The organism is Allobosea eneae, assembly GCF_042657265.1.
Taxonomy (GTDB): domain Bacteria; phylum Pseudomonadota; class Alphaproteobacteria; order Rhizobiales; family Beijerinckiaceae; genus Allobosea; species Allobosea eneae.
Genome location: NZ_JBHSLW010000031.1, coordinates 43,608 through 62,518, shown reverse-complemented (window position 1 = coordinate 62,518; position 18,911 = coordinate 43,608). Strand labels below are relative to the sequence as shown.

General features: G+C 67.7%; 19 protein-coding genes. 9 read left to right on the top strand and 10 right to left on the bottom strand.

Annotated features, from left to right (window positions below; translation table 11 throughout):
• Nucleotides 1-2: 2 nt before the first annotated feature.
• On the top strand, nucleotides 3-884 hold the full coding sequence (locus tag ACFPOB_RS19135) for a transglutaminase family protein (protein ID WP_377799961.1): 882 nt from the start codon (nucleotides 3-5) through the stop codon (nucleotides 882-884).
• The gene (locus ACFPOB_RS19130; RefSeq protein ID WP_377799959.1) at nucleotides 881-1,588 is read left to right on the top strand and encodes an HAD family hydrolase; all 708 of its coding nucleotides are present in this window, start codon (nucleotides 881-883) and stop codon (nucleotides 1,586-1,588) included. Before ACFPOB_RS19135 ends, ACFPOB_RS19130 begins: the two co-directional genes overlap by 4 nt.
• 224 nt (nucleotides 1,589-1,812) lie before the next feature.
• Here the strand turns inward: ACFPOB_RS19130 and ACFPOB_RS19125 are convergent, their stop codons facing one another.
• Nucleotides 1,813-3,258: an aldehyde dehydrogenase family protein gene (locus ACFPOB_RS19125; protein ID WP_377799958.1), complete on the bottom strand. Its 1,446-nt coding sequence runs from the start codon at nucleotides 3,256-3,258 to the stop codon at nucleotides 1,813-1,815.
• Between the two features lie 119 nt (nucleotides 3,259-3,377).
• A complete protein-coding gene (locus ACFPOB_RS19120) occupies nucleotides 3,378-4,031 on the bottom strand; it encodes a glutathione S-transferase family protein (protein WP_377799957.1) in 654 nt (217 codons plus the stop codon).
• Between the two features lie 146 nt (nucleotides 4,032-4,177).
• Between ACFPOB_RS19120 and ACFPOB_RS19115 the strand changes: the two genes are divergently transcribed.
• Entirely contained in the window at nucleotides 4,178-5,392 is a 1,215-nt protein-coding gene (locus tag ACFPOB_RS19115; protein ID WP_377799956.1) for a polyhydroxyalkanoate depolymerase, read from the top strand.
• 4 nt (nucleotides 5,393-5,396) lie between these two features.
• Here the strand turns inward: ACFPOB_RS19115 and ACFPOB_RS19110 are convergent, their stop codons facing one another.
• The 5 genes from ACFPOB_RS19110 to ACFPOB_RS19090 all read right to left on the bottom strand — a co-directional run bounded on the left by ACFPOB_RS19110 (nucleotide 5,397) and on the right by ACFPOB_RS19090 (nucleotide 8,830).
• A complete protein-coding gene (locus tag ACFPOB_RS19110; protein ID WP_175506680.1) occupies nucleotides 5,397-5,549 on the bottom strand; it encodes a hypothetical protein in 153 nt (50 codons plus the stop codon).
• A gap of 73 nt (nucleotides 5,550-5,622) precedes the next feature.
• Nucleotides 5,623-6,318 (bottom strand): phosphatase PAP2 family protein, encoded by a 696-nt coding sequence (locus tag ACFPOB_RS19105; protein WP_377799955.1) that lies wholly within the window; start codon nucleotides 6,316-6,318, stop codon nucleotides 5,623-5,625.
• An 8-nt stretch (nucleotides 6,319-6,326) separates the two neighbouring features.
• Nucleotides 6,327-7,322 carry a diacylglycerol/lipid kinase family protein gene (locus ACFPOB_RS19100; RefSeq protein ID WP_377799954.1) on the bottom strand — a complete coding sequence of 332 codons (996 nt, stop codon included), beginning with the start codon at nucleotides 7,320-7,322 and terminating at the stop codon, nucleotides 6,327-6,329.
• On the bottom strand, nucleotides 7,322-8,218 hold the full coding sequence (locus ACFPOB_RS19095) for a transglutaminase-like domain-containing protein (RefSeq protein WP_377799953.1): 897 nt from the start codon (nucleotides 8,216-8,218) through the stop codon (nucleotides 7,322-7,324). The genes ACFPOB_RS19100 and ACFPOB_RS19095 overlap by 1 nt, the downstream gene beginning before the upstream one ends.
• Nucleotides 8,219-8,446: 228 nt before the next feature.
• On the bottom strand, nucleotides 8,447-8,830 hold the full coding sequence (locus ACFPOB_RS19090; protein WP_092155724.1) for a PRC-barrel domain-containing protein: 384 nt from the start codon (nucleotides 8,828-8,830) through the stop codon (nucleotides 8,447-8,449).
• Between the two features lie 351 nt (nucleotides 8,831-9,181).
• Here ACFPOB_RS19090 and ACFPOB_RS19085 point away from each other — a divergent pair, with 351 nt between their 5' ends.
• Nucleotides 9,182-9,448 carry a glycine zipper domain-containing protein gene (locus ACFPOB_RS19085; protein ID WP_377799951.1) on the top strand — a complete coding sequence of 89 codons (267 nt, stop codon included), beginning with the start codon at nucleotides 9,182-9,184 and terminating at the stop codon, nucleotides 9,446-9,448.
• A gap of 43 nt (nucleotides 9,449-9,491) precedes the next feature.
• On the opposite strand, the gene hutC is transcribed toward ACFPOB_RS19085, so the two are convergent.
• Complete coding sequence (hutC, locus tag ACFPOB_RS19080) at nucleotides 9,492-10,241, bottom strand: histidine utilization repressor (protein WP_377799950.1); 750 nt, start codon at nucleotides 10,239-10,241, stop codon at nucleotides 9,492-9,494.
• Between the two features lie 13 nt (nucleotides 10,242-10,254).
• Nucleotides 10,255-11,622: a formimidoylglutamate deiminase gene (locus ACFPOB_RS19075; RefSeq protein ID WP_377799949.1), complete on the bottom strand. Its 1,368-nt coding sequence runs from the start codon at nucleotides 11,620-11,622 to the stop codon at nucleotides 10,255-10,257.
• Between the two features lie 157 nt (nucleotides 11,623-11,779).
• Here ACFPOB_RS19075 and hutI point away from each other — a divergent pair, with 157 nt between their 5' ends.
• The 5 genes from hutI (at nucleotide 11,780) to ACFPOB_RS19050 (ending at nucleotide 17,664) form a co-directional block, all read left to right on the top strand.
• Nucleotides 11,780-12,946: an imidazolonepropionase gene (gene hutI / locus ACFPOB_RS19070; protein ID WP_377799984.1), complete on the top strand. Its 1,167-nt coding sequence runs from the start codon at nucleotides 11,780-11,782 to the stop codon at nucleotides 12,944-12,946.
• Nucleotides 12,943-14,469, top strand: a complete 1,527-nt coding sequence (gene hutH / locus ACFPOB_RS19065; protein ID WP_377799948.1) for a histidine ammonia-lyase — start codon at nucleotides 12,943-12,945, stop codon at nucleotides 14,467-14,469. The genes hutI and hutH overlap by 4 nt, the downstream gene beginning before the upstream one ends.
• The gene (gene hutG, locus ACFPOB_RS19060) at nucleotides 14,466-15,275 is read left to right on the top strand and encodes an N-formylglutamate deformylase (RefSeq protein WP_377799947.1); all 810 of its coding nucleotides are present in this window, start codon (nucleotides 14,466-14,468) and stop codon (nucleotides 15,273-15,275) included. The genes hutH and hutG overlap by 4 nt, the downstream gene beginning before the upstream one ends.
• On the top strand, nucleotides 15,272-16,939 hold the full coding sequence (gene hutU, locus ACFPOB_RS19055) for a urocanate hydratase (protein WP_377799946.1): 1,668 nt from the start codon (nucleotides 15,272-15,274) through the stop codon (nucleotides 16,937-16,939). The genes hutG and hutU overlap by 4 nt, the downstream gene beginning before the upstream one ends.
• Before the next feature lie 161 nt (nucleotides 16,940-17,100).
• Nucleotides 17,101-17,664, top strand: coding sequence for a HutD/Ves family protein (locus tag ACFPOB_RS19050; RefSeq protein WP_377799945.1), 564 nt, complete (start codon nucleotides 17,101-17,103; stop codon nucleotides 17,662-17,664).
• A gap of 121 nt (nucleotides 17,665-17,785) precedes the next feature.
• Here the strand turns inward: ACFPOB_RS19050 and ACFPOB_RS19045 are convergent, their stop codons facing one another.
• A complete protein-coding gene (locus tag ACFPOB_RS19045) occupies nucleotides 17,786-18,862 on the bottom strand; it encodes a citrate synthase/methylcitrate synthase (protein WP_377799944.1) in 1,077 nt (358 codons plus the stop codon).
• Nucleotides 18,863-18,911 lie beyond the last annotated feature (49 nt).

The window sequence follows — 18,911 nt, the reverse complement described above, 5'->3', positions numbered from 1 at the left end:
GCGTGATCTACGCCATTCGCCATCTCACCGCCTACGCCTATAGCCGGCCGGTGCCGTTTGCGCGCTGCATCCTGCGCGTGCTGCCGCGCGACGGGGCCGGCCAGCGCGTGTTGACGAGCCAGCTTGCGGTGAACCCGCGCGGAGCCGAGCGGCGGGACGGGGTCTGCTTCTTCGGCAATCGCACGACCGCGCTGACCATCGCCAGATCGCATCGCGAGCTGAGGATCGAGATGACTTCGCGCGTCGAGGTGACGCGGGCGGCCGCCCCCTTCCCGGGCCTGACCCGGCGCTGGGAGGAGGTCGCCGAGCTCGCGCTGCAGGCACAGAGCCTGTCTCCGACTTCCCCGGCCCAGTATCTCTATCCCAGCCGGCTAGTGCCGACCGTGTCGGAGATCACCGACTACGCCCGCAGGAGCTTTGCGACGAAGCGGCCGGTCTTCGAGGCGGCGAGCGAGCTGATGGGCCGCATCCGCAAGGAGTTCGTCTACGACCCGGAGGCGACCGAGGTCTCGACACCGATCCGCGAGGCCTTCGCCAACCGCCACGGCGTCTGCCAGGACTTCGCCCAGATCATGATCGCCGGGCTGCGTGGCCTCGGCCTGCCCGCGGCTTATGTCAGCGGCTATCTGCGCACCATCCCGCCGGAGGGCCAGCCGCGGCTCGAAGGGGCCGACGCCACCCATGCCTGGGTGATCCTCTGGTGCGGGCCGGAGACCGGCTGGATCGGGCTCGATCCGACCAACGACCTCGTTGTCGCCGACGACCACATCGTCACTGCGACCGGGCGCGACTATGCCGACGTCTCGCCGCTCGACGGCGTGCTGGTCGGCCCCGGCAGCCAAAAGCTCGATGTCAAGGTCGACGTCATTCCGGTAGCGTCATGACCAGGCCGGCCATAGGCGGCATCCTGTTCGACAAGGACGGCACGCTGATCGACTATCAGGCGAGCTGGGCACCGACCAATCTCGGCGCAGGCCGGCTCGCAGCCCGGGGCGATACCGAATTGGCGGCGCGGCTGCTGACGATCGCCGGTGTCGACCCTGCGACAGGCTACGCCACCTCCGACGGGCTGCTCGCCTCCGGCAATACCGAGGACGTGGCGCAGGCCTGGGCGGAAGCGGGTGCGCCGTTCGGCGTGGAAGATCTGACCGAGCAGCTCGATACGCTGTTCCGGTCCGCTGTCGTGGCCGCCGTGCCCGTTTGCGATCTTGCTGCCCTGTTCGCAGCTCTCACCGGCCGCGGGCTCGTCCTCGGCATCGCGTCCAGCGACAGCGAAGCGGCGGTTCTAGCGACGGCCGAGCGCTTCGGCCTCGAACCGCATCTGGCTTTCCAATGCGGCTATGATTCCGGCCATGGCGCGAAGCCTGGACGCGGCATGGTCGATGGCTTCTGCAGCGTTACGGGCCTGCCGGCGGATGCCGTCGCCGTCGTCGGCGATTCCAGCCATGACATGCACATGGCGGCTGCGGCAGGAGCAGGCTATCGCATCGCCGTGCTGACCGGAGCCGGCAGCGCCGAGGTCTTACGCCCGCTCAGCCATCTGCTGCTGCCGAGCATCGCCGGGTTGGAGCAGGTGCTGTTCGATTGAGCGCGTTGTTCGAGGCTCGTGGAAACTCACAGCCCTCATCCTGAGGAGCGAGCACAGCTCGCGTCTCGAAGGATGTTCCAGTGGTCTCGCGAGCCTCCTGGAGCATCCTTCGAGACGCCGCTTCGCGGCTCCTCAGGATGAGGGCTGAGAAGAACAAACCGAAGAGCAATACGAAAAAGGCCGCGCTTGCGGCGCGGCCCCGATAATCCTGGATGACGCCAGGCTCAAGCGAGCGTGTAGGAGGTCTTCACCGTGGTGTAGAACTCGCGGGCATAGGCGCCCTGCTCGCGCGGCCCGTAGCTGGAGCCCTTCCGGCCGCCGAACGGCACATGGTAGTCGACGCCGGCCGTCGCGAGGTTGACCATCACCATGCCGGCTTCGGCATTGCGCTTGAAGTGCGTCGCATGCTTCAGCGAGGTCGTGCAGATGCCCGAGGACAGGCCGAACTCGGTGTCGTTGGCGACCGCGAGCGCCTCCTCGTAATCCTTGACGCGGATGACGTTGGCGACCGGGCCGAAGACCTCCTCGCGCGAGATGCGCATGGCGTTGGTCGTCTCGGTGAACAGCGCCGGCTGCAAATAGAAGCCGGGGGTCTCGCGGTTGAGCAGTTCGCCGCCCCAGGCGAGCTTGCCGCCCTCGTCGCGGGCGATCTGGATGTATTTCAGGTCCTGGTCGAGCTGGCTCTGGTCGACGACCGGGCCGATCGTGGTGCCGGCCTTCAGCGCATCGTCGACGGTGACGCCCTTCAGCCGCTCGATCGCCGCCTCGACGAAGCGGTCATGAATGCCGGCCTGGACGATCAGGCGCGAGGAGGCCGTGCAGCGCTGGCCGGTCGAGAAGAAGGCGCCCTGCACTGCAGCCTCGACCGCAACCTTGAGATCCGCGTCGTCGAGCACGACGAGCGGGTTCTTGCCGCCCATCTCGAGCTGGACCTTCTTCATCGGGTTGCCGGCGATGCAGGCGGCCGCGACCTTGCGGCCGGTCGAGACCGAGCCGGTGAAGGAGATCGCGTGCACATCCTTATGCTCGAGCAGCGCCTGCCCGACGACCGAGCCGCGGCCCATCACCAGGTTGAGCACGCCCTTGGGCAGGCCGGCGCGCTGGATGATGTCGACCAGCGCCCAGGCCGAACCGGGCACGAGGTCGGCCGGCTTGATCACGACGCAGTTCCCGTAGGCCAAAGCCGGGGCGATCTTCCAGGCCGGGATCGCGATCGGGAAGTTCCAGGGCGTGATCATGCCGACGATGCCGACTGGCTCGCGGGTGACCTCGACGCCGACGCCGGGACGCACGGAGGGAATGCTCTCGCCGTTCAGGCGCAGGCACTCGCCGGCGAAGAAGGCGAAGATCTGGCCGGCGCGGGTAGCCTCGCCGATGCCTTCCGGCAGGGTCTTGCCTTCCTCACGCGACAGCAGGCGGCCGAGTTCGTCCTTGCGGGCGAGGATCTCGTCGGAGGCCTTCTTCAGGACCTCGTAGCGCTCCTGCGGGGTGGTACGGCTCCAGGCCGGGAAAGCAGCCTTGGCGGCGGCGACTGCGTTGTTCAGGTCCTCGACCGACCCTTGCGCGTACTCACCGACGACGTCGTTGGTGTTCGAGGGGTTGATGTTGCGCGAGACGCTCTGCGAGCTGGTCCACTCGCCGGCGATCAGGTTTTTGAAGGGAGCATTCATGCGCAGGGCCTCCGCGGTTCATCGCAACGATGGAGGTCGTGTTAACGCCTTTGCGCGGCTCGCGCCATGCGCCAGCGACGCGCCGGCATGCAGAATCTGAGATTTCAGGCGGACGCGCGTCAGAACTCCGCGTCGAGTTCCTCCAGCTCCTCGGGCTCGAGCTTCGCGGCCTCGATCCAACGACGCAGCGCCGGCCAGGCCATGATCGTCTGGCAATAGCCCTCGCTGACCGGATCGAGCACGACGTCATAGGTCAGGAAGCGCAGGCAGACCGGCGCGTACATTGCGTCGGCCATGGTCAGGTCCCCGCCAAACAGGTAAGACCCGCCATAGCGAGCAAGGCAGTCGCGCCAGATCTCCGTGACGCGATCGATGTCGGCCTGCGCGCCGGTCCAGACCTTGAAGCCCGGATAGTGAGCCTTGAGGTTCATCGGCAGCGCCGAACGCAAATTGGCGAAGCCGGAATGCATCTCGCCCGAAATCGAACGGCAATGGGCGCGCGCCGTCACCTCCCGCGGCAGCAGGCCGGCATCGGGCCTGAGTTCGTCGAGATAGCCTGCGATCGCGAGCGTATCCCAGACCTCGACGCCGTCGTGGCGGAGGCAAGGCACCAGGAATGAAGGCGAGAGCAGCAACAGCTCCGCCCGCGCTGACGGGTCATCCACCGAGAGCAGGATCTCCTCCACCTCGAGCCCGGCAAGCTGACAGAGCAGCCAGCCTCGCAGGGACCAGGAGGAATAATTCTTGCTGCTGATCGTCAAGGTGGCGGCCATTCGGCATCCTCCGCATGCTCGATCAAGGTTCATAGCAAAACATGTTCCAGAGAATGCGACATGGAAAACGTGCTTGCGAACCGCGATTGCTGCAGCGCAACATAGCCTTGCGCGCTTGCCGCTGGCTCTATCGGGGTCGCTGACGAATGCTCTATCTCGCCTATCAGGCCCAATCGGACCTCATCAATCCGGCCCGTACGCTTGCGCAGGCTGCAATCGTTGCACTCGGCAGCCGGGCGATGCTCAGCCAGCCCTTGAGCGCGTCCGCCGTGGCTGCAGGCTACGAACTGATATCACGCGCCGGGCTGACCCATGACCGGCCGCCCTACGGCATCGACAAGGTGGTGAGCGGCAATCGCGAGGTGCCGATCACCGAAGAGGCGGCTCTGACCCTCCCCTTCGGCACGCTGCTGCACTTCAGGAAGGACACCGACCTGCAGCAGTCGAAGGTGCTGGTCGTGGCGCCGCTCTCCGGCCACTTCGCCACCCTGCTGCGCAACACCGTGGCGACGCTACTGCAAGACCACGACGTCTACATCACCGACTGGCACAATGCGCGCGAAGTGCCGCTCTCGGCCGGGGCGTTCGGCTACGACGACTATGTCGACTATCTGATCCGCTTTATCGAGACGCTCGGTCCTGAGACCCACATCGTCGCTGTCTGCCAACCTTGTGTGCAAGTGCTCACCGCAGCGGCAGTGATGGCCCAGGCCGCTCACCCTGCACAGCCACGCAGCATGACGCTGATGGCCGGACCGGTCGACACCCGGATCAATCCGACGACGGTCAACAAGCTCGCCACCGACAAGCCGATCGGCTGGTTCGAGAAGAACCTGATCGCACGCGTGCCCACGCGCCATCCAGGCGCCGGCCGCAAGGTCTATCCGGGCTTCATCCAGCTCGGCGCCTTCATGGCGATGAATATGAGCCGCCACATCAACGCGCATATCGACCTGTTCACCCATCTCGCCACCGGCGAGGTGGAGAAGGCGGAGGCGATCAAGACCTTCTACGACGAGTATTTCGCTGTCCTGGACCTGCCTGCCGAGTTTTATCTCGAAACGGTGCAGTGGATATTCCAGGAGGCGCGTCTGGCTGCGGGCACGCTGACCTATCGCGGCGAGACGGTCGATTGCCGCGCCATTCGCCGCACGGCGCTGATGACCGTCGAGGGCGAGCGCGACGACATCTGCTCGCTCGGGCAAACGGCCGCCGCCCACGACCTGTGCTCCGGGCTCAAGCCGTTTCGCAAACGCCACCACATGCAGGCCGGTGTCGGGCATTACGGCGTGTTCTCGGGCCGCAAATGGGACGGGCAGATCTACCCGATCGTGCGGAACATGATCCTGGCAAACAGCTGAACCGTCACTTCTCCTTGATTGACAGGCCGTTCTTGCCGACCGAGATCTCGACGCCCTCCGGCTGCTTCTTCTCCTGATAGAGCGCGTAGCTGACGGCCCCGAGTCCGAGAACGAGCAGAGCGACCAGAAGAACAAGCGTATTGCGGGACAGCGTCATCAGGAACTCCGTTGCAGTGGCGCCGGCTCGGCGCTCCCATCAACGCCGACGCCCGCGCCCGGTTCCGGCTTCCTCAGGCAAGAGGCTCGCTCCGTGCCGCGAGAGCCTGCGCGAGATTGGCTTCCGTCTGGGCTGCAATCCGGCCGATCAGGTAGGTGGCCAGGCTCGACCAGGCGACACCCAGGCACCAGCCGCCGAGTACGTCGCTCGGCCAGTGCACGCCGAGATAGACCCGGCTTAGGCCGATCGCGATCATCAGCGTCCAGGCGACCCATAGGCAGAGCCGGGCGATATCGGCTCGATGCGAGGCGATGCCTACGAAGCTGGCGATGCTGAGCAGCACCACAGCCGCCAGGAAGGCATGGCCGCTCGGGAAGCTCGCCGTGAAGGTCAGCGCGGCATGCTCGACAATGTCGGGCCGCTCGCGTCCGAAGGCGAGCTTAAGCACCGTGCTCGCCGCCGTCGCCAGCAAGACGCTGGCCAGAAGGCCGATCGCCAGGGGTCGGTGACCGCAGAGCCGCAAGGTCAAGACTGCGATCACGGTAGCGACGCCGAGCCCGATGAAACTGCCGAGCGCGGTCAGGTCGCGCATCATCTCCCGGAACCAGGCAGGGCCGATCGGCATGGAGGGGTTGGCCGGGTCGCGGAACAGCATAACCAGCGCGCTGTCGAGCGCGGAACTGCCGTCGGAGACGACATAGAAGGCCAGGCCGATGAAGCCGAAGATCGCCGCGACAGGCAGAAGGAAGCGCGGCTGGAGCAGAAACATCGAGGGCCTCATGACGGGAACTGGTACTCGGCTGGATAGGGCAACGGCTCGGGCTCGGGCTCGGCCGGCCGGGCGGCGATCACCTGCAACGCGCCCGGCAGCAGGCGATACGCGAACGGGCTGGCGCTGCGCTCGACCTCGCCGTCGAAGGTGACATGGCCCCGGCGCTTGTCACGGCGGATGATCGTCACCGCCGTGCCGGTCAGCGAGACGAGGTTATGGGAGCTTCGCCAGCTGCCGGTCAGCATCGAGAACGCCGCCTTGGCCCGCGAGAGCAGCCCCCCGGTGTCGAGGATGTGCACCTCGAACTCGCCGCCATCGAGACGGCTACGGCGCCATTCGGCACCGTCGAACTGGTTGACGGTGACCAGGACTGCATCCGCCTGGACCTGACGGCGCTCGCCGGCGATCTCCATCTCGATGCGGATCGCATGGGTGAACAGGATCGAGCGCGTCGCGGCGAAGAGGAAGGCGACGAGGCGGCTGAACGGGAAGCGGCGGCGGGCATATTCGCGCTGGCGCGCCATCAGGCTGAAGAAGCCCATGCCGGAAATCGAATGGAACAGCCGGCCGTTGACACTGCCAAGATCCATCGCGACCGGGGCGCCCTGGCAGACCGCGGTAATCTGCTCCTCCAGCGTACCGACGAGGCCGAGGTCGCGGCCGAGCACGTTGACCGTGCCGAGCGGCAGCACGCCGACGGGCCGCTTGCAGCCGATCAGTACCGGCAGAGCGCCGTTGATCGTGCCGTCGCCGCCGGCGATGACGGTGGTGACGCCTTCGTCGGCGACCGCAGCCCGCAAGCGCTCCTGCAATTGGCGTGGCGACACCACTTCGACCGCAGCCCGGCAACCGGCGACCTCGAACGCCGTAGCGATGCGCTGCGCAAAGACGTCCGCGCCCGCCTCCAGCACCGCGCCGGCGCGCGCATTGGCGATGACGCGGAAGCAGCGCTGCTGCGCCTGCGTTTCGAGCACGGGCAACGGGTCCGATACATTCGCCATCAGGCGGCGATATGGGCGTCCCTCTTGGCGGGAACAAGGCGGGATATCGCCGACACGGTCTGCACCGGCTCGTCCTCGACCTCTTCGGTGACAACCTCGAAGCGCTGCAGCCAGTGCGGGCCGAAGGAGGTCAGCATCGGAACGTCGGTGGCGTCGCGGCCGCGCGCGATGACGACGCGGCCGATGCGACGCTGGTTATGGCGGGCGTCGAAGGTATGCCAGCGCCCGCCGAGCCAGACCTCGAACCAAGCGTTGAAATCCATCGGCGCCGGATCGGGCGGCACGCCGATGTCGCCGAGATAGCCGTTGCAATACCGCGCCGGAATGTTGAGGCAGCGGCACAGGGTGATCGCGAGATGGGCGAAGTCCCGGCAGACGCCGATACGCTCGTTGAAGGTCTCGGCCGCAGTGCGGGTGTTGCGCGCGAAGGCGTAGCCGAAGCTGACATGATTGTGGACGAACTGGGTCACTGCCTGCACGCGGGCCCAGCCCGGCTCGACCTGGCCGAACAGACTCCAGGCCGTGTCCGCCAACCGGTCGGTCTCGCAATAGCGGCTGCCGAGCAGATAGGGGAGGACCGCGTCGGGCAGCTCCGCTGGAGCGATTTCACTGGCTGAGAGATCGACATTGTCGGGCGCACCACTGTCATGGACGAGGCCCTCGCAGGCGATCCTCACGCCACCCGCCGGCGCGACGAGGCGGCGGCAGATGTTGCCGAACGGGTCGAGATGCTGGCTGAGCGCGATCGGCCGGCCCGGGCCTCGCAGCGGGGTCACACGCATCTCGTCGGGCCGGATCAGATCATGGCGGCGCGAGGGGTGGACGTCGAGCAATGTGAGCAGAGCGGTTGGCTGCTCGCAAACGAGCTCTATGCGATAGCCGTAACGAATGTGCATGATGACCTCAACGCTGCGCGATGGGAGCCGCCCCGCCGCGGGAAATCCCCGGCCGGCACTCAATGACGCACGGCTTCGCCCGAGGTTCCGCGTCCATGGGGAGCAAGCGCGCATAAAAAAGGTGCGGACCTTTCGGCCCGCACCACGCAATCACGACGATCCGGCTGGGGGGATAGCGACCGCCGTGAGTTGCGCCTTTGTGTGGAACGCCGGCCCTGAGGCGCGCTCTCACATCATCCAGTAGGGCATCGTGCCGTAATAGTCGTGCACGCGCTTGCCATACTCCTTGTCGTGCCAGTCCGGCTCGCCATCGGCCCCGTACATCGGGGCTGCCTCAAGCTTCTCGCGGGTCAGCGGCACGACATAGCCGCCCTTCTCGACATCGTAGTCGAGCATGCTCCACGGGATCGGGTGATACTTCTCGCCGAGGCCAAGGAAGCCGCCGAACGACATGATCGCATAGGCGACCTTACCCGTCGCCTTGTCGAGCATGACGTCGTAGATCGAGCCGAGATGCTCGCCGGCGGTGTTGTAGACTTCGGTGCCGGCGACACGCGCTCCGGCGATCAGCGGATTGGCGGCGTGAGAGGCTGCGGTCATCGTAGCGCTCATCGGTCCCTCCATGAATAGCGTAGGCGGCCGACCTTCGGGCCGGCTCGTCCCATCAACCCGGTGCACGCGACCGGGTTCCCTCCGCCGCCGACAAAAATCGCATGGTCTCGAGAGGGTTCTCGGCGGCCCGGCGCTGCTGCAGCGGGCTTTGCAGCGGAGCTGATCGCCCGTGGAACAAAAGCCGGCTCATTCGGTTGGACGATCGATCGAGCGTGCGGCTCCGGCCGGCACGATTTAGGCGGCGAGCAAGCGCCAAGTGGCGCTGCCGAGCAATCCATCCGCGGCACACCACGACAGCGATCTTGAATGTCTCGTAGCGAAGCCGTCGGCTTTCAAAGGAACGAAACAGCGATGATCAGGAAACTTCTTCTGGTGACCGCCGCGGCAGCTGCGCTCGGCGCCTGTACCCCGCGCGAAGAGCGAACCGCGACGGGCGCCCTGATCGGCGCCGGCGCTGGCGCGCTGATCGGCGGCGCCGCGACCGGCCGTGCCGGCGGGGCCTTGGCGGGTGCGGCGATCGGCGGCGTCGGCGGCGCCATCATCGGCGATGCGACCTCGCCCAGACGTGTCTGCGTCGGCCGCGACGAATGGGGCCGCCGCGTCCGTTACGAATGTTGATTGCGACAACATGGCGAGCGGCGGGCCATCCCCGCCGCTCCCCTCAAACGCTGCCGTAAGGTCCGAAGCGGCCGACGAAGCGGTGGCGGCCGCCGGGATAGAGCAGTCGCACCGCCGTGATCGGTTCGGCCTGGTTCCAGGTCCGGCGCTCGACCAGCAGACAAGGCTCGCCGGCATCGATCTTCAAAAGCTCCGCCTCCTGCGCCTCGGCCGCGATGGCGCTGATCGCGTGCTCGGCCTGCGTCCACAGGCTGTTTTGCAGCAGCCAGTCGCCAGGCGGAGTTTCGGCGAAGCTCTCGTCGGTGACCTGCGGGATGGTCTCGATATGGATCACCCGGTCTTCCAGCACATGCGGCGCGCCATCGGCGAAATGCAGCAAGGTCAGATGCGCGACATTGGCGGAGCGCCCGAGCTCGAAGCGGGTGGCGAGATCGCGCGACGCCTTACCGTTGCTCCTCTGCAGGATTCGGTAGCTATAGATTTGGCCGAGCTCGCGAACTTCCTGCGGGATTGAGAGGATGTCGAGCATGGCGTGGCTCGCCGGCGGGCTCGCGACGATCGTGCCCGAGCGGCGACGGCGGGTAATCAAGCCCTCGCGAGCGAGCTGCGCCAGCGCACGGTGCACGGTCATGCGCGAGGCGCCGAGCTTCTCCATCAGCGCATGCTCGGCCGGGACCGCCGTTCCCGGCGGCCAGGTGCCGGCCAGGATCAGATCGCGGATGGCGCGGCGAATCTGGTCGTAGAGCGGGCCGGCTCCGTCCAGCGACACGGCGTCGATCTGAGGTGCGCTCATGGCTCCCTGTCGTTCAGGCGAGGAGGTTGCGGATCACCTGGCCATAGCGGGCAGCGATGCGGGCGCGGTCAATGTGCCGGCCGCCGCTGACCACAGGCTTTCCACCAACGATCACCTCCGCGACCGGCAAGGCAGGCGCGGCGAAGATCGCGCTGTCGAGCGCGACGTCGCCGGCCTTGCCGACGATCGCGGGATGGTCAGCGTCGAGGGTGACGAGATCGGCGCGACGGCCGACGGCGATCGCGCCGATGCTGCGCCCGCAAGCCTGGGCGCCGCCGGCGCAGGCATCCGTCCAGAGCCGCAGGCCGGCTGAGACGCCAGCTTCAGCCCAGAGCGCGCGACGCCGGTCACGCAGGCGCTGCGAATATTCGAGCACGCGCAGCTCGCCGCCGGCGCCGATCTCGACATTGGAATCGCTGCCGACGCCGATGCGCCCGCCCTTTGCCCGATAGCGCACACCGTCGAAGATGCCGTCACCGAGATTGGCCTCGGTGATCGGGCACAGGCCCGCGACCGCGCCGGAGAGCGCCATGGCATCACGCTCGGCATCGCTGAGATGGGTGGCGTGGATCAGGCACCAGCGCTCGTTCACCGCGGTGTTCTGCATCAGCAATTCAACCGGCCGCCGGCCGGTGATGGCGAGGCTGTCCTCGACCTCGCGGGTCTGCTCGGCGACATGGATGTGCAAGGGCACATCCTTGCGCAGCTCCGCGACCCAGTTGAGGTCCTCGAGTGCCACCGCGCGCAGCGAATGCGGCGCCAAGCCGACGCGGGCATCGGAAAGACCGGCGACCGCCTTCTCGCTGCCCTCGATCAGACGGGCATAGGCGTCGCGATCGTTGAGGAAGCGGCGCTGTCCCGCCGCGGCCGGCGCCTTGCCGAAATTGCCGTAGCGATAGAGCACCGGCAGCAGGGTCAGGCCGATGCCAGTCTGCTCGGCCGCCGCCGCGATCGCGCTGCCCATGGTGGCGATGTCGGCATAGGCGGCACCGTCCTTGTCGTGATGGAGGTAGTGGAACTCGGCGAGCGCAGTGAAGCCACCCTCCAGCATCTCCACCATGGCCTGCGCCGCGATCGCCTGGACATCGTCGGGGCTCAGCCGGTCGAGGAAGCGGTACATCACCTCGCGCCAGGTCCAGAACGAATCCTCTGAGGCGCCGCGGCGCTCGGCCAGGCCCGCCATGCCGCGCTGGAAGGTGTGACTGTGCAGATTGGGCAGGCCGGGCAAGGCCAGGCCTGACAGCTTCGTTGCGCCCGCAGGAGCCGCCTGCCCTGCCGCGACCGACATGATCACTCCTTGATCGAGCGTCAGCGAGACGTTCTCGGCGAAGCCCTCGGGCAGCAGCGCCTGGGCGAGGTGCAGAGTCGTGTGTCCGGTCACGCGGCTTTCCTTTTTATTTGCATATGCAAATCGAGCTTGCTATTTGCATATGCAATTGTCTAGCATAATCTGAAAGTGGACGAAGTCGAGAGGAAGCGACGTGGCGGCGACCCCTTCCCCCAGCCACCGAGTGTGGACCAATGCCCGGCTCGCGACCATGGTGGCCGATACCGGCACGCCCTATGGCGCGATAGAGAATGGCGCCGTCGTCGCTCAGGAAGGCCGCATCGTCTTCGCCGGCCCGCGCAGCAACGCGCCCGGCTTCGGCAACGCCGAGGTGACCGACTGCGAAGGCCGCTGGATCACGCCCGGCCTGATTGATTGCCACACCCATCTCGTCTATGGCGGCGACCGCGCCCACGAGTTCGAATTGCGCCTGAAGGGTGCGAGCTATGAGGAGATCGCGCGCGCCGGTGGCGGCATCGTCTCATCAGTCAAGGCGACCCGCGCGGCGAGCGAGGACGAGCTCTTCGCCAGCGCCGACAAGCGCCTCTCGGCGCTGATCGCCGAGGGCGTCACCACGGTCGAGATCAAGTCGGGCTACGGGCTCGACATCGACAGCGAGGTGAAGGTGCTCACCGTCGCCCGCCGGCTCGGGCGCGAGCGCCCGGTCGGCGTACAGACCACCTTTCTCGGCGCCCATGCGGTTCCCGCCGAGTTCAAGGGACGTTCGGGCGATTATATCGACCTCGTCTGCGGCCCGATGCTCGATGCCATCGCCGATCAAAACCTCGCCGACGCGGTCGACGTCTTCTGCGAGGGCATCGCCTTCTCGCCCGAGGAGACGGCCCGCGTCTTCACTGCGGCCAAGGCCAGGGGCTTGCCCGTCAAGATCCATGCCGAGCAGCTCTCCAATCTCGGCGGCGCGGCGCTGGCGGCCGGCTTCGGCGCACTCTCGGCCGACCATCTCGAACATCTTGACGAGGCCGGGGTGATCGCCATGGCCAAAGCCGGCACGGTCGCCGTCGTCCTGCCCGGCGCGTTCTATTTCCTGCGCGAAACCGTGAAGCCGCCGATCGAGCTGCTGCGCCAGCATGGCGTGCCGATCGCGCTCGCCACCGACGCCAATCCCGGTACTTCGCCGCTGACCTCGCCGCTCATGACCATGAACATGGGCTGCACCCTGTTCCGGCTGACGCCTGAGGAGGCGCTGGCGGGCATGACCCGCAACGCCGCGCTCGCCCTCGGACTTCAGGACGAGATCGGCACGCTGGAGGCTGGCAAGGCCTGCGATCTCGTCATCTGGGAAATCGAGCGCCCGGCCGAGCTCGCCTACCGCATCGGCTTTAACCCGCTTCACACCCGCATCCGGAACGGACAATGACCACGCTCTCGCTCACCCCCGGCAAGGCCTGCCTCGCCGACTGGCGCCATGTCATCGACGGCGCCACCGTCGCCCTGACGCAGACCGGCGCGATCGCCGGCGCCCAGGCGATCGTCGACGACATCGTCGCCAAGGGCATCGTGACCTATGGTGTCAATACCGGCTTCGGCAAGCTCGCCAGCGTGCGCATCGCCGACAATGATCTCGCCACGCTGCAACGCAACCTCATCCTCTCACATGCGGTCGGCACCGGCCCTGCTCTCCCCGATTCCGTGGTCGCGCTGATCCTGGCGATGAAGGCGGCGAGCCTGGCGCGCGGCGCCTCGGGCGTCCGCCCCGTCGTGGTCGAGGCGCTGGTCGGCGCGCTCAAGGCCGGTGCGCTGCCGGTCGTGCCGGCCAAGGGCTCGGTCGGCGCTTCCGGCGACCTTGCCCCGCTCGCCCACCTGACCGCCGCTCTGATGGGCGTTGGCGAGATCAGGCTGAAGGGCGAAGTCCTGCCCGCAGCCGAGGCGCTGAAACGGATCGGTCAGGCGCCGCTCGCGCTCAGCGCCAAGGAAGGCCTGGCGCTGATCAACGGCACGCAGGTCTCGGCGTCCCTCGCGCTCGCCGGCCTTGCCAGCGTCGCCCGCGTCTTCGATGCGGCGCTGATCGCCGGCGCGCTCTCGGTCGATGCGCTGAAGGGCTCCGACACGCCGTTCGACCCGCGCATCCAGCAGCTGCGCGGCCAGCCCGGCCAGATCAAGGTCGCGGCCCTGCTGCTCGACCTCATCGCAAAGAGCGAGATCCGCGAGAGCCACCGCTTCGGCGATAGCAAGGTCCAGGACCCGTATTCGCTGCGCTGCCAGCCGCAAGTGATGGGCGCGGTGCGCGATCTCCTCGGCAATGCCGCGGCGACGCTGGCGATCGAGGCCAATGCCGTCACCGACAATCCGCTGGTGCTCGGCCCCGGCGAGATCGTCTCGGGCGGCAATTTCCACGCCGAGCCGGTCGCCTTCGCCGCCGACATGCTGGCGATGGCCATCTGCGAGATCGGCAACCTCGCCGAACGCCGCATCGCGCTGCTGGTCGACCCCGTGATGAGTGGCCTGCCGCCCTTCCTCGCCCGTGACGCCGGCCTCAACTCCGGCTTCATGATCGCGCAGGTGACTGCCGCGGCGCTGGCCTCCGAGAACAAGCAGCGGGCCTATCCGGCTTCGGTCGACACCATCCCGACCTCTGCCAATCAGGAAGACCATGTCTCGATGGCGACGCATGGCGCCTTCCGCCTGATCGAGATGGCGAAGAATGCGGCGAGCATCATCGCGGTCGAATTGATGGCCGCGGCCGAGGCGATCGAGCATCACCGCCCACTGAAGACCTCACCGCGCCTCGAGCCGGTGCTGGCGCTGATCCGCGAAAGAATCGCGCCGCTGACCGAAGACCGCTACCTCGCCCCCGACCTCGCCGCCGCGACCGGGCTCGTGCTCTCGGGCGCGCTCGGCAAGGCGGCTGGCGTCGACAGCTTCGCGGAGCTCTCCGCATGAGCGCCGACATCGTCTCCGTCACGCGCGGCGCCTCGCCGCTGGTCCTGTCGATGCCGCATCCCGGCACCGGCCTGCCGGCCGAGATTGCGACGCAGCTCAATGCGCGCGGACAACTGGTCGAGGACACCGACTGGCATATGCGCCAGCTCTATGGCTTCGCCGAGCGCTTCCAGCCGACCATCATCGAAGCGCAGCTCTCGCGCTTCGTCATCGACCTCAACCGCGACCCGGCCGGCGTCTCGCTGTATCCCGGCCAGGCGACGACCGAGCTGGTGCCGACCACCACCTTCGACGGCGCGCCGATCTGGCAGGCCGCGCCGGACGAGGCCGAGATCGCCCGCCGGCGCGAGGCCTATTTCCAGCCCTATCATGACGCGCTCGCCGCCGAGATCGCACACGCCAAGGCGCAGCACGGCTTCTGCCTGCTCTGGGACTGCCATTCGATCAAGTCGGTGATTCCGCGCCTGTTCCCCGGCACGCTGCCGACGCTCAATCTCGGCACGAATTCGGGCCAGAGCGCTGCGCTTGCCGTGGAAGCCGCGGCGGCGCAGGCGATGGCCGGCAGCGCCTTCACGCAGGTGGTCAATGGCCGCTTCAAGGGCGGCTGGATCACCCGGCATTACGGCCAGCCGGCCGAACACGTGCACGCGCTCCAGATGGAGATCGCTCTGTCAGCCTATCTCACCGACGAAGCTGCGCCCTGGACCTTCGCTCCGGGCAAGGCCGCCAGCCTGCAAGCCACCCTTTCCGCCATGATCGACGCCGCGCTCGCCGCTGCGACCCAGCTCGAACGGAGCAAGCCATGACCCGCCTGGACAATACCCGCGTCATCCGCCCCGCCACCGGCACCGAGCTCAGCGCGAAGAGCTGGCTGACCGAAGCGCCGCTGCGCATGCTGATGAACAACCTGCATCCGGATGTCGCCGAAAACCCGCAGGAGCTCGTGGTCTATGGCGGCATCGGCCGCGCCGCCCGCTCCTGGGAGGATTTCGACCGCATCGTCGCTGCCCTGCGCCAACTCGAGGCCGACGAGACCCTGCTGGTCCAGTCCGGCAAGCCGGTCGGCGTGTTCCGCACGCACAAGGATGCGCCGCGCGTCCTGATCGCCAATTCCAATCTCGTGCCGCACTGGGCGAACTGGGACCATTTCAACGAGCTCGATAAGAAGGGGCTCGCCATGTACGGCCAGATGACGGCCGGCTCCTGGATCTATATCGGCACGCAAGGCATCGTGCAGGGCACCTACGAGACCTTCGTCGAGGCCGGGCGCCAGCACTATGGCGGCAATCTCAAGGGCAAATGGGTGCTGACCGGCGGCCTCGGCGGCATGGGCGGCGCCCAGCCTCTCGCCGCGGTGATGGCCGGCGCCTCCTGCCTCGCGGTCGAGTGCAACCCGGACTCCATCGATTTCCGCCTGCGCACCCGCTATCTCGACGAGAAGGCCGCGAGCCTCGACGAGGCGCTGGCGATGATCGAGCACTGGACGAAGAACGGTGAGGCCAAGTCGGTCGGCCTGCTCGGCAACTGCGCCGAGATCCTGCCCGAGATGGTCCGCCGCGGCATCCGGCCGGACATGGTCACCGACCAGACCTCGGCCCACGACCCGGTCAACGGCTACCTGCCGAAGGGCTGGACCATGGGTCAGTGGCGGCAGGCGCGCGAAGGCAATCCGAAGGCCGTCGAGAAGGCGGCCCGCGCCTCGATGCGCGAGCATGTCGAGGCGATGATCGCCTTCCAGGACATGGGCATCCCGACCTTCGACTACGGCAACAACATCCGCCAGGTCGCCAAGGACGAGGGGCTGGAGAACGCCTTCGCCTTCCCCGGCTTCGTGCCGGCCTATATCCGCCCGCTGTTCTGCCGCGGCATCGGCCCGTTCCGCTGGGCCGCCCTCTCGGGCGACCCGGAGGACATCTACAAGACCGACGCCAAGGTGAAGGAACTGCTGCCCGACAACACGCACCTGCACAACTGGCTCGACATGGCGCGCGAGCGCATCGCGTTCCAGGGCGTGCCGGCGCGGATATGCTGGGTCGGCCTCGGCGATCGCCACCGGCTCGGCCTCGCCTTCAACGAGATGGTCAGGACCGGCGAACTCAAGGCGCCGGTGGTGATCGGCCGCGACCATCTCGATTCCGGCTCGGTCGCGTCGCCGAACCGCGAGACGGAAGCGATGAAGGACGGCTCGGACGCGGTCTCCGACTGGCCGCTGCTCAACGCCCTGCTCAACACGGCGTCAGGTGCGACCTGGGTCTCCCTGCATCATGGCGGCGGCGTCGGCATGGGCTTCTCGCAGCATTCGGGCGTCGTGATCTGCGCCGACGGCACGGATGACGCGGCAGCCCGCCTCTCGCGCGTGCTGTGGAACGACCCGGCCACCGGCGTGATGCGCCATGCCGATGCCGGCTACGACATCGCGCTCGACTGCGCCCGCGAGAAGGGGCTGAACCTGCCCGGCATCCTGGGCTGAACCCATGTGTCATTCCGGGGCTCCGCGCAGCGGAGAACCCGGAACCCACGACTGGGTGAACCTTACTGATCACCACGTCGCACCCCGTCGTGGGTTCAGGGTTCGCCCTTCGGGCGCCCCGGAATGACAAGGGTGGCTGCTTGAATTCGAAGGATCGTTCCATGCGCATCATCCGCGCCGCCGACTGCCTGGTCATGCCGTGGAAGAACGGCGGCGGGACGACGACCGAGATCGCGGTGGCGCCGGGAGGCGCCTCGCTGAATGATTTCGACTGGCGCATCAGCATGGCCCATGTCGGGCAGGACGGACCGTTCTCGTCCTTCCCGGGCATCGACCGGACCCTGTCGGTGCTGACCGGGGCCGGCATCACACTAGCTTTCGGCGATGGCGAGCGTATGCGGCTTGATCGCAGCAGCGCGCCCTACGCTTTCGCCGCCGACCGGGCGGTCGAGGGGCTGCTGGTCGACGGCCCGATCGACGATCTCAACGTGATGAGCCGGCGCGGCCGCTGGCGGCACCGGGTCGAGCGTCTCTCCGGCGCAGGCTCGCTCGACGCAAACAAAGGCCTGCTGGTCTTGGTCGCCCGCAAGGGCGACTGGCAGGTGAACGGCGCGGCGCTTTCCGCCGGCGACAGTGCGGTGCTGGATGCCCCGGGAGGCGTCGAGCTGGTGGCGAGCGGCGGTGAGGCTGAACTCTACGCGGTCTGGCTGACGCGCGAGGCCTGACCTAGGGCGTCATTCTCGGGCGGAGCGAAGCGCAGACCCGAGAATCTTATGACGAGAAGGCGCCTGCCGGAGCCCTCCCCTGCCTGAGATGCTCGAGTCAAGCCCGAGCATGACGAGTCCTTCAGGCCGCCTGCCGCGGCTGCGGGCCGACATAGACCGATTGCGGCCGGATCAGGCGGCCGGTCTCGATCTGCTCGCGGGCATGGGCGAGCCAGCCGGTGGTGCGGCCGAGCGCGAAGACGCAGGTGAAAGCCTCCGGCGGGAAGCCGAGCGCCTCCAGCAGCAGCGCCGTGTAGAACTCGACATTGGTTTCGAGCGAACGGCCGGGCTTGCGCTCGCGCAGGATGGCGAGCGCCGCCTGCTCGACCGCCTCGGCATGGCGCAGGCGCCCGGCATCGGCGCCGAGCCTGGCGATCGCCTGTTTCAGCGCATCGGCCCGCGGGTCGCGGACGCGGTAGATGCGGTGGCCAAAGCCCATCAGGCGCTCGCCGCGACCCAACGCATCCTCCAGCCAGGCGCGGGCATTGGCCGGTTCGCCAATTGCATCGAGCATCTCGATCACCGGCCCCGGCGCGCCGCCATGCAGCGGGCCTTTGAGCGCGCTGATCCCGGCCAGCACCGCCGAGACCAGCCCGGCTCGGGTCGAGGCGACGATGCGCGCCGCGAAGGTCGAGGCGTTGAGGCCGTGATCGGCGACGGTGACGAGATAGGTGTCGAGCGCCGCGGCTTGGGCGGAGGTCGGCGCCTCGCCGCGCAGCATGCGCAGCGTGTCGGCCGCCTGCGACAGGGCCGGATCGGGCGCGATCGGCGCGAGCCCACGCCGCTTGCGGACTGCGGCGGCAGTGAAGACGGCTGGCGCGGCGAGCAGCCTCAGCGCCGTGTCAGCCTCCTCCCCGTCAGCAATCTGCGCCGTCCAAGCGCGGATTGCCTCGACCGGCCCGAGATCGTCCGAGAGCGCAGTGCGCTCGACGATGCCGAAGAGATCGGTGCGGGCCTTGCCGAGCGCGGCCGGGAACTCGCGCCCCAGCGGCAGGCCGGGCAGCAGCCCATCGAACATCAGCGCCGCCATCTCCTCGAAGCTGGTGCTGCCAGCAAGCTCGGCGAGGCTGTGACCGCGGATCACCAGGCGGCCGGCAGCGCCGTCGACTTCCGAAAGCACGGTATGGGCGGCGACGACGTCATCGAGACCATCGGACATGTCAGGAACTCCTCAAAAGCGTTCGGCTCGAAAATCGGCTCCCGCATTG

Coding starts and splice junctions, on each gene's coding strand:
- ACFPOB_RS19130 (WP_377799959.1), top strand. CDS start 881: ATGACCAGGCCGGCCATAGGCGGCATCCTGTTCGACAAGGACGGCACG.
- ACFPOB_RS19125 (WP_377799958.1), bottom strand. CDS start 3,258: ATGAATGCTCCCTTCAAAAACCTGATCGCCGGCGAGTGGACCAGCTCG.
- ACFPOB_RS19120 (WP_377799957.1), bottom strand. CDS start 4,031: ATGGCCGCCACCTTGACGATCAGCAGCAAGAATTATTCCTCCTGGTCC.
- ACFPOB_RS19115 (WP_377799956.1), top strand. CDS start 4,178: ATGCTCTATCTCGCCTATCAGGCCCAATCGGACCTCATCAATCCGGCC.
- ACFPOB_RS19110 (WP_175506680.1), bottom strand. CDS start 5,549: ATGACGCTGTCCCGCAATACGCTTGTTCTTCTGGTCGCTCTGCTCGTT.
- ACFPOB_RS19105 (WP_377799955.1), bottom strand. CDS start 6,318: ATGTTTCTGCTCCAGCCGCGCTTCCTTCTGCCTGTCGCGGCGATCTTC.
- ACFPOB_RS19100 (WP_377799954.1), bottom strand. CDS start 7,322: ATGGCGAATGTATCGGACCCGTTGCCCGTGCTCGAAACGCAGGCGCAG.
- ACFPOB_RS19095 (WP_377799953.1), bottom strand. CDS start 8,218: ATGCACATTCGTTACGGCTATCGCATAGAGCTCGTTTGCGAGCAGCCA.
- ACFPOB_RS19090 (WP_092155724.1), bottom strand. CDS start 8,830: ATGAGCGCTACGATGACCGCAGCCTCTCACGCCGCCAATCCGCTGATC.
- ACFPOB_RS19085 (WP_377799951.1), top strand. CDS start 9,182: ATGATCAGGAAACTTCTTCTGGTGACCGCCGCGGCAGCTGCGCTCGGC.
- hutC (WP_377799950.1), bottom strand. CDS start 10,241: ATGAGCGCACCTCAGATCGACGCCGTGTCGCTGGACGGAGCCGGCCCG.
- hutI (WP_377799984.1), top strand. CDS start 11,780: ATGGTGGCCGATACCGGCACGCCCTATGGCGCGATAGAGAATGGCGCC.
- hutH (WP_377799948.1), top strand. CDS start 12,943: ATGACCACGCTCTCGCTCACCCCCGGCAAGGCCTGCCTCGCCGACTGG.
- hutG (WP_377799947.1), top strand. CDS start 14,466: ATGAGCGCCGACATCGTCTCCGTCACGCGCGGCGCCTCGCCGCTGGTC.
- hutU (WP_377799946.1), top strand. CDS start 15,272: ATGACCCGCCTGGACAATACCCGCGTCATCCGCCCCGCCACCGGCACC.
- ACFPOB_RS19050 (WP_377799945.1), top strand. CDS start 17,101: ATGCGCATCATCCGCGCCGCCGACTGCCTGGTCATGCCGTGGAAGAAC.
- ACFPOB_RS19045 (WP_377799944.1), bottom strand. CDS start 18,862: ATGTCCGATGGTCTCGATGACGTCGTCGCCGCCCATACCGTGCTTTCG.